Source organism: Priestia koreensis (assembly GCF_022646885.1).
GTDB lineage: Bacteria > Bacillota > Bacilli > Bacillales > Bacillaceae_H > Bacillus_AG > Bacillus_AG koreensis_A.
This window is the reverse complement of record NZ_CP061868.1, coordinates 2,025,592-2,040,031: the sequence shown is the minus strand read 5'-3', so window position 1 is coordinate 2,040,031 and position 14,440 is coordinate 2,025,592. Positions and strand designations below refer to the sequence as shown.

General features: G+C 38.5%; 15 protein-coding genes. 1 reads left to right on the top strand and 14 read right to left on the bottom strand.

All coding sequences use genetic code 11. From position 1 onward, the window contains the following. Positions 1-13 precede the first annotated feature (13 nt). The 6 genes from IE339_RS10195 to IE339_RS10170 all read right to left on the bottom strand — a co-directional run bounded on the left by IE339_RS10195 (position 14) and on the right by IE339_RS10170 (position 5,779). On the bottom strand, positions 14-838 hold the full coding sequence (locus IE339_RS10195) for an AraC family transcriptional regulator (RefSeq protein ID WP_242175772.1): 825 nt from the start codon (positions 836-838) through the stop codon (positions 14-16). Positions 839-1,064: 226 nt separating this feature from the next. Continuing rightward, positions 1,065-2,159: a peptidyl-alpha-hydroxyglycine alpha-amidating lyase family protein gene (locus IE339_RS10190; RefSeq protein WP_242175770.1), complete on the bottom strand. Its 1,095-nt coding sequence runs from the start codon at positions 2,157-2,159 to the stop codon at positions 1,065-1,067. A 355-nt stretch (positions 2,160-2,514) separates the two neighbouring features. Then, positions 2,515-2,661, bottom strand: coding sequence for a hypothetical protein (locus IE339_RS10185; protein ID WP_242175769.1), 147 nt, complete (start codon positions 2,659-2,661; stop codon positions 2,515-2,517). Positions 2,662-3,455: 794 nt separating this feature from the next. After that, positions 3,456-3,764, bottom strand: a complete 309-nt coding sequence (locus IE339_RS10180) for a thioredoxin family protein (protein WP_242175767.1) — start codon at positions 3,762-3,764, stop codon at positions 3,456-3,458. 214 nt (positions 3,765-3,978) lie between these two features. Then, positions 3,979-5,142, bottom strand: a complete 1,164-nt coding sequence (locus IE339_RS10175) for an iron-containing alcohol dehydrogenase (protein WP_242175765.1) — start codon at positions 5,140-5,142, stop codon at positions 3,979-3,981. 265 nt (positions 5,143-5,407) lie between these two features. Continuing rightward, the gene (locus IE339_RS10170) at positions 5,408-5,779 is read right to left on the bottom strand and encodes a hypothetical protein (protein WP_242175763.1); all 372 of its coding nucleotides are present in this window, start codon (positions 5,777-5,779) and stop codon (positions 5,408-5,410) included. Between the two features lie 89 nt (positions 5,780-5,868). Between IE339_RS10170 and IE339_RS10165 the strand changes: the two genes are divergently transcribed. Beyond that, entirely contained in the window at positions 5,869-6,255 is a 387-nt protein-coding gene (locus IE339_RS10165; protein ID WP_242175762.1) for a UPF0715 family protein, read from the top strand. A 160-nt stretch (positions 6,256-6,415) separates the two neighbouring features. Here IE339_RS10165 and IE339_RS10160 read toward each other — a convergent pair whose 3' ends face one another. The 8 genes from IE339_RS10160 to IE339_RS10125 form a co-directional block, all read right to left on the bottom strand. Continuing rightward, a complete protein-coding gene (locus IE339_RS10160) occupies positions 6,416-6,673 on the bottom strand; it encodes a hypothetical protein (protein WP_242175760.1) in 258 nt (85 codons plus the stop codon). 47 nt (positions 6,674-6,720) lie between these two features. Then, entirely contained in the window at positions 6,721-7,380 is a 660-nt protein-coding gene (locus IE339_RS10155) for a TetR/AcrR family transcriptional regulator (RefSeq protein WP_242175758.1), read from the bottom strand. 6 nt (positions 7,381-7,386) lie between these two features. After that, positions 7,387-8,667 carry a glycosyltransferase gene (locus tag IE339_RS10150; RefSeq protein WP_242175755.1) on the bottom strand — a complete coding sequence of 427 codons (1,281 nt, stop codon included), beginning with the start codon at positions 8,665-8,667 and terminating at the stop codon, positions 7,387-7,389. Positions 8,668-8,796: 129 nt separating this feature from the next. Beyond that, the gene (locus IE339_RS10145; RefSeq protein ID WP_242175752.1) at positions 8,797-9,633 is read right to left on the bottom strand and encodes a hypothetical protein; all 837 of its coding nucleotides are present in this window, start codon (positions 9,631-9,633) and stop codon (positions 8,797-8,799) included. A 185-nt stretch (positions 9,634-9,818) separates the two neighbouring features. Beyond that, positions 9,819-10,814, bottom strand: a complete 996-nt coding sequence (locus tag IE339_RS10140) for a 2-hydroxyacid dehydrogenase (RefSeq protein ID WP_242175750.1) — start codon at positions 10,812-10,814, stop codon at positions 9,819-9,821. A 16-nt stretch (positions 10,815-10,830) separates the two neighbouring features. Next, a complete protein-coding gene (locus IE339_RS10135) occupies positions 10,831-11,589 on the bottom strand; it encodes a 3-oxoacyl-ACP reductase family protein (RefSeq protein ID WP_242175749.1) in 759 nt (252 codons plus the stop codon). A gap of 1 nt (position 11,590) precedes the next feature. Then, positions 11,591-13,108, bottom strand: a complete 1,518-nt coding sequence (locus IE339_RS10130; protein ID WP_242175747.1) for an FGGY-family carbohydrate kinase — start codon at positions 13,106-13,108, stop codon at positions 11,591-11,593. 11 nt (positions 13,109-13,119) lie between these two features. Beyond that, entirely contained in the window at positions 13,120-14,382 is a 1,263-nt protein-coding gene (locus IE339_RS10125; RefSeq protein WP_242175745.1) for a PTS galactitol transporter subunit IIC, read from the bottom strand. Between the last annotated feature and the right edge of the window lie 58 nt (positions 14,383-14,440).

Here is a 14,440-nt window from a genome sequence, read left to right as displayed (position 1 = left end):
TTTTATAAATAAATTATTTATGAGTTTTGATAAAAATATCTCTATATTGACCGGGAGTTAAACCAATAAAGTCCTTGAAAAAATTACTAAAATGGCTTTGGTCGATAAAACCTGTATCGATTGCGACATCAAGAAGCTTACCACCTTGCTCTAATCGACTTTTTGCTTCATTAATGCGTACCGTCTGTAAATAACGATATGGCGTAATTCCTAAAATTCGAGTAAAGGAGCGCAGCAAAGAATACTTGTTCATATTCGCTATGGTTGCTAAATCCTCTAATTTAATTTGCTCTGCAAAATGAACCTCTAAGTAATTACAGACATTTTCAATTTCTTGTTTCGTTCCTCTTTTCTGTGAATCTTGTTCTGTTATCGTATATTCTTCGATAAGTTGTTGAAGGAGAAAATAAAAAGTTTCCTCCTTCTCTAAATCTGATATTTCACTCATAATCATTTGATGGAGATGATGCAATAATGTCGAATGCTCACTCCGATAAGATACAGGCGACACAAAGGAAGGCAGATAATCTTGTCCTGTAATTTCTTTTGTCACTCTTCGCATAACTTCAGGCTTAATATTCAAACAACGATAGTCTAATTTTTCATTGTCAATCGCTTCACATGCATGATTTTGTAGCGGGTTAAAAAATATAATATCCCCGGTTTCAATGACATATTCTGTCCCGTTGCATGATAACCGTCGTTTACCACTTTCTATAAACCCAATGACGTAGTATTCGTGAAAATGGTTGGGGAACTTTTGCATAATACCTTCAAAACGATAAGCTTCTATTTGTAACTCAACATCAAAACGCACAGTTCGCTCTTCTTGATTCATAACACATTCACCCTTCTCACAATTTCTAATGGTCAGTGTAACACATCTAATCAGAATCATCTTGCAAGATATTGACGATAAAATAGGTTAATAAAAAAGCATAACTATTTTATTAGCTATGCTTTCTAAATGGGACGATTCTATAATATCGACGATTTGAAAAACGATCTACGCTAGAAAATCTGTGGGTGTTTTAGCGAACCACAACACTTACTGCTGTGTCGTTTTATCTTTCCTTAATCTGTTTCATTACCTTAAATTCCTGTAGCCGTTCATTTCTCAATTCAGCCACGAAGATATTCCCCTCTTTGTCAACTGCAATATCATGAGGAACTTCTAGTTGTCCCTTCCCTACTCCCCACTTGCCAAAGCGGTTTAAAATAACGCCTTTTTTGTTTAATACAATTACTTGATTGGACCCTTTACCGTGTTCAGGATAGAGCGAATTTCCTCCATCTACTACATAGACCTTCTCATCATCGCCTACCTCTACTCCAAAAGGTCGTCCAATCTCTTTTTGTCTCCAACTTGTGATATAATCTCCATTTTTATTTAACACTTGGATGCGTGCGTTATTCCGATCAGCCACATATAAGTTTCCTTGTTTATCGTGACTAATTCCATGTGGAAGATTAAACGCTTCAGGGCCATTCCCCAGTTCGTTTCTTTCCCACATAAATTTCCCGTCCTTATTGAATTTTACAATACGATGGTTACGATAACCGTCACTCACCACAAACGAACCGTCATCATATACGGTTAAATCTGTTGGACGAGCAAACGTATATTCATCCATTCCTGTTGGGAAATGAGGTAATTCATTTCGGACGCGCAGCGCTCCCTCCATATAAAAAGGATAGTCTGAACCAAACGTCTTTAATAACGTTCCGTTTGATGAAAACTTATAAACTTTATTTAAGGTAATATCCGTAATCCAGATATTATCATGCAAATCAATTTCTAAACCATGAGGGGATTTAAAGATATTTTTCCCCCATCTTTTTTTGACGCTGTGAGTCTCACCGTCAATGACAATAACCGTGTTTTCTTTAATTAACGTGTTTCCACCATAAGTGGATTTTCCACGGTGTAAGTAGTAAATGTTTCCGTGTGAATCGATTGCTACGCCACTAGCTTCTCCAGCTACCTTTTGATCTTCTTTAGTGGTTGGCCATAAAATTTCAGGCGTATAAGAGGACGGTACCTCTTTTTCCATGGACTTCTTTTTATAAATGGTTTCAGACCCTCCTGATCTAAGCCAGATGAATGTTATCCCTATTAACAAGATAACAAGAACAGGATAGATAATTTTCTTTTTCATTTTTCTCTCCCTATTTAATTATTAAGCAGCCAGATGCTCTATCACAGAGTATATTACTTTCATAAATTAGTCGACTAAAGAGTTTCGGGTGAAGAAAATGGCATAGTACTCTTTGAGATTTAAAAAAATTAGTATATACGTATACGAACCCGCATGGTTCTAACAATCACATGGCGCCTCTCGAATTTCTATGGCATAGAATGAGCTTCATTATTTTTTCTCCTCATTTCATTCTCCATTGTAAGAAACAGCTACAGGCTGGTAGTGGTGGAGTAACTTAATAATTTCGAAGATAGTTTCAAAAATGAACCGCTGTAGCTATTTTTTAGCTTCAGCGGTTCATTCGCTTGATTCTTTATTTGTGCATGGACCCAGCTTCTCGAGAAGTCATAGCACCCTGACCTGCATTTACATCTTGTTGAATTTCTTGTTTTACCTTTTGCGCATCTGTTTTGGATACTAATTGTGAGCTACTACTTGTATTATTTTTCTCTTGCTTCATATAAACACCTCTTTGATTAATGATGTAGTCATTAACGCTTTTCGTTTAATTTTTCTACAAAGAAGGCCGTTCCACACCTGTTAAATAAAGGGTGAATAAACTTTTGTGACGTTCTTGATATTAATAAAACCAAGATTCTTCTCTAGGGACAGGCTGTTTTAACGTTCTCTAGAAACAATACGTTTAATGAAGAGTGACCATTTTGTTTGGATCTTTTCATTAATAGAGATAAATGTTAGACCTACCATGAATGTAAGTGTTAAAAGGAGAGTATATACGAGTACGTTAGAACTGTTTATCGGAATGATGATCTCAATTGTAGTGCTTTCAAGTTTAATCAGAATAATGGGAAGAAAAGAAATTAGTCAGATAATCTTCTTTAACCTCGTATCTGCAATAATTATTGGTACACTAAGTGGTTGATTAGTTACAAATAAAAGCCTTAGCATAAGCAATGGGCTTTTTTTATTAATTATTTGGGGCGTTATAACGATTAGATCCCCCATGATTCGAAACACATGGTAAACTTTCTATTTTGAAAAAAGAACGGACTCCTTCTTCAAACGAAAGTGATAAAGACTCCGAAAAAAGTCACAAGGCCCTATCCCCTCTTGCTTCAGATTTAATTGTAGATGAGTTATTAACGTGGACCAGTTATCTGCGCTAAATCTTACTAAAAAGTGGCTATATAATGAACTTCAGCAATTAGGTGTTCAATCGGTTTCCACTATATCCTATACAAAAATCCCCCAAAAATGGGGATCTCTTTATTGATACAAAAATGACTTTATCCATTAAAACAACTGATCTAAAATTTTTTCCTTTAATTCTGAATTGACTAGTTTTTTTGTGACGTTTCCTTTTTCCATGAGCAGTAGCGAAGGTACACTCACAATATTAAATCTTTCGACTAGTTGAGGGTTTTCGTCGATATCAACTTTTACAAATTCTATTTTTCCTTGCACATCGTTCGAAATGTTTTCGAGTGTAGGAAACAACGTGCTGCATATGCTGCACCACTCGGCAAAAAAACAAACCAATACTTTTTCCTTATGTTGAATTTCATCGTTAAAGTCTTTATCGTGCACTTCTTTAATAGGCATTCTATTCTCTCCTTCAAAATAGCGCTTGTCTTTTTTAGTTAAAATAACACAGAAGTTTTTAACGTTTTTAGCATTGAGTTCCTTTATAAAATATTGCCACATAAGCTAAATCTAATACGTTAGAAAGCCTCCCCATAAAGTGAGGAGGCTTTCTGCTTATCATTAACGTTTCAATCGTTAAAAGAACGTTCTATATAGGGTTGCTTACATGCTTTTAAAGCGCGTTTCGTAAAATCTCTTTTACATCTTCTTGTTTCAATGGGATGTATCCACCGATTGTCGTCGCTACCATGGCACGTTCAGACATAAGATCTAGCTCTTTGTCATCGATCTCATAATCTGCAAGAGTAGACGGTGCCCCGATCGAATTCCAGAATGATCTTAGAGATGAAATGGTTTCGTTTGCTACTTCCATATCTGTTTTGCCTTTTGAATCAATATCAAATACACGGACGCCTAGCTGAGCTACTTTTTCTGGCTTTTGTTTTGCTACATATGCCATCCAGTGCGGTAATAAGATTGCCAGTCCTCCTCCGTGAGGAATATCGTGAACAGCTGACACCGCGTGTTCAATCATGTGTGTCGCCCAGTCCGTTTTTACGCCCATTGATAATGTTCCATTTAGCGCAAATGTCCCGTTTAGCATCATCACTTCACGGTAGCTGTAATTCTCTAAATTATTAACGAGCTTTGGTGCTACTTCAATTACAGTGCGTAAAATGGATTCACCGATTCGCTCTTGAAGCGGAGCGTTTGTCGAAGCATGAAAATATTGTTCAAGCACATGCGACATAATATCTACGATTCCATAAACCGTTTGATCACGCGGCACAGAGAAAGTAAGCTCCGGATCTAATACGCTAAATTTAGGGAACGTATGAATGGATCCAAAAGAGCGCTTATCTTGTGCATCCCAGTTTGTAATAACGGAACCGCCGTTCATTTCAGAACCTGTAGCTGCTAAAGTAAGGACTGTTCCAATTGGCAGCGCTGATGTTACAGGTGTCTTTTTCATGACTATGTCCCAAACATCTCCGTCATAATGTGATCCAGCCGCAATTGCTTTCGCACAATCAATGACACTGCCGCCTCCTACAGCTAAAATAAAGTCCAACTTATTCTCTTGAATCAGTTGAATACCTTTGTTGACCGTTGTTAAGCGTGGATTAGGCTCCACACCGCTTAATTCTACTGTAAAAGCATCAATTTCCCGAAGCAATGTCATTACGTTATCGTATAGCCCACTACGTTTAATACTTCCCCCTCCGTATAACAAGAGGACACGTTTTCCATAGAGCGGAATTTCCGCTTTTAATGCGTCAAGCTGGCCTTTTCCAAAAAGTAATTTTGTCGGGTTATGATATTGAAAGTTTTGCATGATGGTTCTCCTTTGATGATAAATTGAGTAAGAACTATTCTTCTAAAAACGATGATTTCGTACGGACAATCCGTCTTACAAAACTTATTTTAAGGTGAATAAATCTATAAAACAAATTAGAAAATATATCATCATCTATAAAAATAATTATAGATTAAACGAATGAAAGGTAAACATAATAAAAGAGCAAAGGCAGCGCAAAATCATTCACGTTCTCCACGATACCTTGAACATTTACTCATTAACCCGTCAATCGTTTGTTATTTCAGTCTGTTGTCACCTCGTAATGATCCACGATTCCCTTATCACTAAACGAGATAATTAACCATTCACTATCTATGCTAAATATTCCCCGCTCATCACCTAAGTAATAGACAAGGTTTGTTGGCTTTTTAAAATATGCTTTTGGATCTTGCTTCCCTAAAAGCGTCGTAATCTCTGATTTGGTTTTCCCCTTCAAAGTAACTTCTTCAAGAAGGTTGTCCACCATATCAACTCTCTCTTCAGGGTGATTGTTCCACCTGTCTTGGTCAAATTTATCAGGTAAAAGCATGGAGAATAACACAAATGCTCCCCCACCGAATACTAACCCAAGTGTTAGTAATGTTAGTGTGACAACTTTCATAGTTTGGTTCATTTTCTGTCTCCTAATTATTAGATTGAAAATATTTCCTCGTTTCATATTATTTGATATATTGTAATTGATCAATAAGAGGAGAATAAAAGATGATAAAATTTCAGGAAAGATTAACGTTCTATACATTTACACTGTTGCTGTCATGCTGCTTTTTATCTATTTTTATCGTTTTACTTGTAGGAAAGCTTTGGTACTTGCCTGCCTTATTTATTATTCCTCTTTATGTGTTTATTCCATATTTACTGTTTGGAGTGACAATGCAAATGCTATTAAATCAATTTCCTAAACGGTTTAACGTATTCTACCTTTTGATATATAGCGTAGCTGCATTTGTCGCCGTAACCTGTTTTTACACCTTATTTTTTGAAACCAGTTTGAGAGAAGTAACAACAACTCCTTTTTATTATGCTGTGGCTGTGGGAGTAATCTATTGGTTTTGGGACTCTATTTTTCTTCAAAAGCCCCCTCTATCCTAAAAAACTGAGAGGATCTATTAGCATCCTCTCAGTAGTAATTCATCCTCTTAGTTTACATAAAATTATTATAATATCTATAGACGGTAGAACGTTGCTTTCCTAACTACCACTCAGATAGTTAGGAAAAAATGAACAATTAAACTCTGTCACGAGGTGAAAGTTATGAAGCGCTTCGCTTTTTGTACCTTCTCGTTGCCTTCAATAAAAAAGGAGCTAAAAAGAGAGGCATCACATATTTAAAATATGGTTGAATGAAGCTGTTCAGCTCTTCAAGGCGAGCAAACGTCTCCTCTATACTATTTCCGTTTAAAATAGAAAACAGCGTATAACCTCCACCTACGACAATCCCAATACCTATGGGCAATAAGAGTATGCTACCTAGTAACGCTAGAATATTTTTTAACCACTGAAAGAACACGCCCTTCTCCTCCTTACCAACTAATCTGAGAAAAAATTGAGCTCATTTTACTCAGCCGTTTCGTGTGTATGACCTACTAACAATTGTTTCAAAATACGAAGAAGGATCTTCATTTTGCGATGAATGATTTCAATTGCGGCTTGTGAAGGTAAAGTCGCCATGTTGTTCACAATTCCCGACATATAGGTCTCAATAAATGTGACCAGTTCATCCTTTGGGATAGATGGAACAAATGCTTTTTTCTCTAATTGCTCCCCTAAAAATTGCGAAAACTTCACGTGGAGATATTCCAAGTTAGACACTTCATGTATCTGATCCTTTACTTTTTCATAGCGCTCAGGATTTTGAGAATACAGAGACATGAGCTGATAAAAAATGGAGCCGCTTCTTGTTAAGAGATTTTCGATATATTCCGCTAGATACATCATAACGCCTTCAAGCTTGATGATAGGATCGGTGTGATCTAGCAAAATAGCATCAATTCTTTCCTTCACTTGGTTGTTTAAACTTTCTTCATTCAGTAACCCAGCAAATACATCATCTATGTTCGAAAAATATTTATAAACCCCTCCTTGACTCATGCCAGATTCTATGACGACATCTCGCATTGCAATGTCATAAATAGGCTTTTGATTACAAACTCGTTTAGCGGCTTCTAAAATTTCGGCTCGTTTTTTCTTGGTGTGTTCTTCGTTTACGCGTGGCAAAGATGATCATCCTCTCTTTTTGTTGTCATAATACGATTTTAGCGTTCGGTCGATTAGGTTTGCGCTTTTTTCTGCGCCCTTTTCTGAACGAATAATTTGCCCTAGCTCTTTTGCTTTCGCTATTATTTGTTCGTTTTTCGTGTCCTGAATAGCGTTAACTAAATTATCTGTCGTTAACTTTTTACGTGGAATAGCTTGTGAAGCGACGCCAAGTTCATACATTCTTCGTCCCCATGCATATTGGTCGTTACCGAAAGGAATCACGATTTGGGGAACACCTGAACGCAATGCGGCTGCCGTTGTTCCCGCACCCCCGTGATGAATAACAGCGGCCATATGAGGGAAAAGCCACTCGTGAGGAGCTCCCTTAATAAATAGCACATTTTTAGTATTGTTTCGCTCCTCCATCCCTGCTCCAGCGTTAATAACCGCTCGCATGCCTGTTTTTTCTAGCCCGCTCAATACGAGATTCGTAGCCTCCGAAGCATTCTTTTTATCACCAACGCTTCCAAAGCCAATATATAAAGGAGCGGGTTTTTCTTTTAGAAAATTCGCTAATTCTACTGGTGGAATATAATCACTCGTTTCTTCAATAAACCAATATCCATATGAATGGACGTGATGAGGCCAATCTGTGGGTACAGGAAATACGGTTGGGCTCAGCGAAACGAGCGTTGGATGGCTATCAGTCCGTTGTTTTGGATAAGGATTTGAGAACCCTTTTGGTAATTCACCGTATGTTCGCATCCAATATTTTTTTACACCACCACTAGCCATTTTCCAAAAGCCTTTTTCAAAAATGGTATGAGTGAGCTTGTTGTATAGCTTCCCCATTCTCATCCGATCATAAAAAATGATAGCGGGATATTCCTTCGTCGGCGTCATTGGAAAAGGAGAAGCAAGTATGCTTGGGATTCCCATTTCTTTTGCGACAAAATAGCCAATGGTAGCACCTGGATGATACACAATCGCATCAGATCCTTCGCAAGCTTTGTGAAGGTCTTCCTGACCGCCGATCATTAATTCTTGTAGATCTTCATTTTTAAAATTGAGGCTCGTAAAAAACTTGAGCGGGCTGTCTGATTCTTTTACCAAGCCGCTTTCTAAAATTTCGTTCACGTCACCTCTGAGAGAGGCAAATTCAAACCCGTATCCTTCTACAAGGTCACGATACGTTTTAGAGGCAGCAATCCTGACGCGATATCCTTTCTTTTTTAGCTCTAATCCTAGGGCGATAAATGGCTGCGTATCGCCTCTTGTCCCCGTTGATAGCATAGTAATTAACATATATAATTCTCCTTCATTGTATCATTTAATCATTAAAAACGACAACGTTGTCGTTTTTAATATACAACGAGGAGTATAAATGGTCAATAAAAAAACGACAATTATGTCGTTTTAAAAAAAGTGATGACGTTATGTAAGTTTGTACGTGTAGATCCCTTGAAGTGTATGTGTATAGATGATCGGTCCTCTACAAACGTAACGTTCTACTCGCAGTGCTTTTCCGTTCTCATCAGTTGGTACACACTGTTCAAGCTTGTTGTTGATCAGAGAGTAATGAAGTAGAGGTCCTTTATTGGTGCAAAATATGAGATGGTCTGTTCCAACAGCAAATGAATGCACAGAATATGGATCTAAATCGATGTCCTTCCAGATATTTTCTAATTGATGATTTTTTAACTGTACAACAGGAAAATCTGAATAATAGTATAGCCACACTTCATCACCTGTGACGTTTAAAGCGTAGCAGTCATCAATTGGAGGAACAATTTCATCCACCACAAGCTTTCCATAGCGGTCATACACAACGTTTCCTGCTAAATCAAAAGCTACTATGCCTTCTTGTGATCGCGGATCTTCACTAAAAATCCCTTCATTAAAGTAGCTAACCCATATTTGATCCTTTATATCGACCTGACAGTCTTCAACACCTTCTCCAATTGAAAATTCAGTAAGTACCTTTCCGAAACCACTACATATGCACACGATGTCCTCATCCTCTTGACGATAGGCAATCAACCAATCATTTGTTCCAATCTCCTGTATGTTAATAATGGCTTGACTATCTGGAATATGAGGCGGGAGGGTTATCTTCTCTTCATTATAAGTATATAGAATGAAGAGATCTTTCTTATCATCTTCTATTAAGTAAATTAAGTTGTTCGTTCTAGTAGCATAAACCTTTTGTATCTTCCCACTCTTTTGGAGTGTGGATGGTAAATCAATGGCATGAAATGTGAGGTTTTTCATATACTCTTAAATCCTTTCTGACCTGTCATTCTATTGGTATTTGTTAAGTATATATTTATCAGTGCGTGTCGCCAATTGTTAAGCATAAATTGATGATTTTTGTGTCATGTAAAAAATATTCTTCAAACGAAAAAGGACTCTTACCTAATATTGCGCTTTCTTAGGTAAAGGTCCTTTTTCATTTCTTACACTAAGCTCATTCCCAAAATCCGCTCCGCTAGCTTCTTAGGGGTATTTCGAAATGCGTCTTGCGTACTTCCCGCCATATGTGATGTAATGGTGACATTATCAAGAGAGAAAAACGGGCTGTTTTGGTCTAGGGGCTCATGGTCAAATGTATCAATCGCTGCACCAGCGATTTCTCCCTCTTGGAGCGCTTTTATAAGATCATCTTCCTTAATTAAGCCAGAACGCGCGGTATTTACGATAATAGCCGTTTGTTTCATTGCTCGCAACTGTTTAGATTTAATCATGTGCTTTGTTTCGTCTGTTAAACGACCGTGTAAGGTAATGATATCGGATTCTCTCAGCAATTGATCCAATTCAACGTTTTCAAAATCCGTTTGACCGTTGAAGTAAGGATCATGGAAGATAATACGCGTATCAAACCCGCGCATAAATTGGGCGACTAGCTGTCCGATATTTCCATAGCCAATAATACCGATTGTGCGATCTTTTAGCTCAGGAACAAATTCACTATTAGGGAAGTCCTTCCGCCATTTCCCTTGCTTTAATGCGGCATGGGACCGAGCGATATTTCGCATCTCAGCTAAAATAAGTCCAACCGTAAATTCCGCCACGCTTCTTGCGTTTCGGCCTGGTGTATTAATTACTTCAATATTTCGCTGTTTCGCTAGCTCTTCATTCACATTTTCCGTGCCACCTCTAAGTACGCCAATAACTTTTAAATTGGTGGCAGCTTTAATGACTCGCTCATTAATGGGCGCAAACTGGGTAATAATCATGTCAAATGACTCAATCTGTTCTAGCAATTCCTCAGGAATCTTTACGACTTCACTGCCTCCTTGCTCAATCGCTAGGTTGTCTTTTTGAAGAAGCTCTAAGCTCTCATGCTTCCATTCGCGCACGGTAACGTCTATTCCAGATTGCTCTAATTTTGCTAGTCCTTGTTTCATCATTTCCTTTGTAATAAATAAATCGGAAATAGCCAAACATTTCATTGCCATCACTCCTTTTTTATCTCATCAACATTCCGCCGGTTGCATCAAGCGTAGCTCCTGTCATATAGTTCGCTTTTTCTGACACGAGGAAACTAGCAATTTCAGCAATTTCCTTTGCCGTCGCTACTCGACCGAGTGGAATTCGATTTACGTAATAGTCTTTGTTTTGCTCTAATGACTCTCGAATCATATCTGTTTCTACAATTCCTAATGCAAGATTGTTAACGTTAATTTGATACTTTGCTAGTTCACGTGCAAGGGAAATGGAAAATCCAATCATTCCGGCCTTACTAGCTGCATAGTGAGCATGACCTGTTGTTGATCCGTGAAAAGCAGCTTGTGATGTAATATTTAGTATTTTTCCAGACTTTTTGCTTTTTAACAGATAGTTCGAGAACGTTTTACACGTTAGAAATACGCTTGTTAAGTTAATGTCCAACGTCTGCTCCCATTCCGTTAGCTCCATTTCGTTTACGTAGCTCTTTGGCCATACGCCTGCATTGTTTACTAAAATATCTACTTCACCAAAATCGTCAATACTGCGCTCAATTAGTTTTACTGCTTCTTCTGCATGAGCAAGATTTACTTGATAGGCTATCGCTTTACATCCAAGTTTTTGGATTTCCGCTACGACTTCCTGCGCTTTTTCTTCATTTCCTTGATATGTTAACGCAACGTTTGCTCCTTCTTTCGCTAGGGTTATTGCTATTTCTTTTCCGACCCCTCTTGAACCTCCAGTCACAATTGCCGTTTTGCCTCTAATTCCTAAATCCATCTCAAACGTCCACCTTCCATACGTGCTCCATTTTCTCTAGCGTCGCTTTATAGCGTTTGTATTTATTTTTGTATATTAATGCTTGATCAGTGTTTGGATAAATGATTCGCTCCACCTTGACCATTTTTTCCGCTGCTTCTTGTACAGATTTGTAATATCCGGTCATCACACCTGCACACATCGCTGTACCAAGCGTTCCGTGCTCCTTTACTTCAACAATCTCAAGCGGAATCTGTAAGCAATCTGAAAAAATTTGAAGCCAGACGTCTGATTTTGTTACGCCACCGGCAATTCGCGCAGAATCTGGCTGAGCGCTATATTTCAGCAAGCGCTCAATATGATGCATGTGACTGAAAACAATTCCTTCGTAAACGGCACGTACAAAGTGCTGTTGCTTATGCCAGCTGTTCATGCCGATGAAACAGCTGTTAGCAGACGGAACCGTATTTGAGCCGAATAAGAAAGGGAAAAACAAAAGATTGCTTTCTTCCGGAGTTGTTGACGACACAAGCTGATTGCACACATCATAAATGGAGCCACCTTCTTTTTCTACCTCCAGCCTTTCCTGAACCATAAATTTATCAATATACCATTCTAAGTTACTAGCGGAAGTAGGACTTGCTTCAGTTGTAAGCCAATAGTTTGGAATACAGTAAATAGAAGTCATGAACAGATCTTTATCAATAATCGGTTTTTTCGTAATATACTCGTTAATACTCCATGTCCCTGCAACAATACATAGTTTATTTTCAGCTACAAGACCAGAAGCTACTGCAGAAGCAGCAATATCAAAAATCCCACCGGCAATAGGGGTACCTTCCTTTAAACCAGTTTCCTCTGCGGCTTGTTTGGTAATATATCCGCACACTTCTGTTGAAGACTTTAAAGGTGGTAGCTTCTTAGATAGGCGCTCTATCCCGAAGAATGACAATAACTCGCTATCATAGCATTGATCGCGAACGTTTAAAAGATTCGTTCCCGATACATCTGTAAGCTCCATGTATGCTTCTCCTGTCAATTTAAATCGAATAAAGTCCTTCACCATAAAAATGTACTCTGTTCGATCAAGAACTGTGGGGTCATGATCCTGAAGCCACGCTAGAAGCGCGACAGGTTGCCCGGCCCACATCGATTGCATCGTCTTAGGAAGAACCTCCGTTTCAAACCGACTATCTCCATACCATCTGTCAATATAAGACTTTGCCCGATTATCTGTTGAAATAATCCCGTTATAAGTTGGTTCACCTCTTTTGGTGGTTAAATATAAGCCATTTCCATGTCCTGTGACAGAAATACCTACAATTTTTTCGGCGTCGACTTTTGATGCATCTAATACTTCTCTAATTATCTTAATGTTAGCTGCCCATAGTTCGTGCATATCACGCTCGGTATGAAAAGGCTCTGGCATAATCATGGCCGTCTTTTGCGAGGCGATCGCTACTTCTTTGCCATCAAGCGTATACAAAGCCGCCTTGGTAATGGTTCCGCCATTGTCAATTCCTAATAAATAATTCTCCATGCTTATTCCTCCTAATAAAAGATAGATGTGATCTTAATTAGTAGCCATCCCAAAGGTGTAGAAGCTCCTCCAACTAAATTGGCAAGCTCCGTAGAATCGCTGATGTTGCTTGGCAATGACACCTTTGCAATTTTCGCTGCATCAGTGAACGTACCTGAAATATCTGTTCCGATATATAACACCATTGTCATGATAACGAGCCCTGTAATGTACAGACGAACCATGTTTTGCTTAAGAAACGGAGCGCACATGGCGAATAAAAAGGATAAAGAAGCAAGATCAGTAAATGGCAGTAGGCGGTTACCAGGTAAAATAACAGCTAAAAGCAGCGTTGACGGAATCATTAGCAATCCCGTTGCTAGAACAGACGGATGAGCAATTAAAAGAGCCGTATCCATTGAGATATAAAACTCGCGATCAGGGAATCTCCGTTTTAAGAAAGCTTCCGCTGCATCCCGAATAATTGTAAGACCCTCCACTAAAACATCTACCATCTTTGGCAGTAACACCATTACAGCTGCAACTGTAATGCCAAGAGTCAAGACGTCCGCGATGTTAAATCCTGCTAGTATTCCTAATACCACTCCAATAATAGCGCCTAGTGTTAAAGGCTCCCCGAATACCCCAAATTTTTTCGTAATGGACTCTGGATCTGCTTTGACATCTCGTAGTCCAGGAATTCGTTCGATAATCCAGTTAATGAGAATACCAAACGGAACAAATACCGCGGTAATTCCATGTGCAAACGAAACTCCTTTTAAATTAAAAGTAGATTGAATTTTAGGCGCTGTAAGATCCCCAATTTTTAAGACAACAGCAAAGTGGATTAGCGAAACAAGAGTTGAAATCCAGACGTTGTCCGTAATGCTGTAGACAAGTGCTCCGGTGATCATAAACGTCCAGAAGTTGAAAATATCAATGTTGACAGTCTTAGTGAGCTTCAAAAAGAGGAAGAGAATGTTTAACAAAATAATGCCTGCAACGGCAAAAGGAACAATAGGTGTTCCCCATCCGATGGCTGCGGCAACGGGCCAACCTGGATCAATCACAGTAAGTTCCAATCCAAATCGCTTTACCATTGCTTCCGCCGCAGGACCCATACTTTCAAGTAAAAGAGTAATAATTAAGCTAATTCCTACAAAACCAATTCCGACAAGCATTGCCGATTTGAATGCGCTTCCAATTTTAACACGAAAACAAAGCGCAAGTACAAAAAAGATGATCGGCATCATGACAGACGGACCTAAATCAATAATCCAATTAATCACTCCCATTGCATTTCCCCCTCTACGTTTTTAACCCTTTTAGTTAGTCAACGGAACGTAAAAAAAA

Coding starts and splice junctions, on each gene's coding strand:
- IE339_RS10135 (WP_242175749.1), bottom strand. CDS start 11,589: ATGGATTTAGGAATTAGAGGCAAAACGGCAATTGTGACTGGAGGTTCA.
- IE339_RS10165 (WP_242175762.1), top strand. CDS start 5,869: ATGATAAAATTTCAGGAAAGATTAACGTTCTATACATTTACACTGTTG.
- IE339_RS10185 (WP_242175769.1), bottom strand. CDS start 2,661: ATGAAGCAAGAGAAAAATAATACAAGTAGTAGCTCACAATTAGTATCC.
- IE339_RS10130 (WP_242175747.1), bottom strand. CDS start 13,108: ATGGAGAATTATTTATTAGGAATTGACAATGGCGGAACCATTACCAAG.
- IE339_RS10170 (WP_242175763.1), bottom strand. CDS start 5,779: ATGAACCAAACTATGAAAGTTGTCACACTAACATTACTAACACTTGGG.
- IE339_RS10150 (WP_242175755.1), bottom strand. CDS start 8,667: ATGTTAATTACTATGCTATCAACGGGGACAAGAGGCGATACGCAGCCA.
- IE339_RS10195 (WP_242175772.1), bottom strand. CDS start 838: ATGAATCAAGAAGAGCGAACTGTGCGTTTTGATGTTGAGTTACAAATA.
- IE339_RS10125 (WP_242175745.1), bottom strand. CDS start 14,382: ATGGGAGTGATTAATTGGATTATTGATTTAGGTCCGTCTGTCATGATG.
- IE339_RS10180 (WP_242175767.1), bottom strand. CDS start 3,764: ATGCCTATTAAAGAAGTGCACGATAAAGACTTTAACGATGAAATTCAA.
- IE339_RS10175 (WP_242175765.1), bottom strand. CDS start 5,142: ATGCAAAACTTTCAATATCATAACCCGACAAAATTACTTTTTGGAAAA.
- IE339_RS10140 (WP_242175750.1), bottom strand. CDS start 10,814: ATGAAATGTTTGGCTATTTCCGATTTATTTATTACAAAGGAAATGATG.
- IE339_RS10145 (WP_242175752.1), bottom strand. CDS start 9,633: ATGAAAAACCTCACATTTCATGCCATTGATTTACCATCCACACTCCAA.
- IE339_RS10190 (WP_242175770.1), bottom strand. CDS start 2,159: ATGAAAAAGAAAATTATCTATCCTGTTCTTGTTATCTTGTTAATAGGG.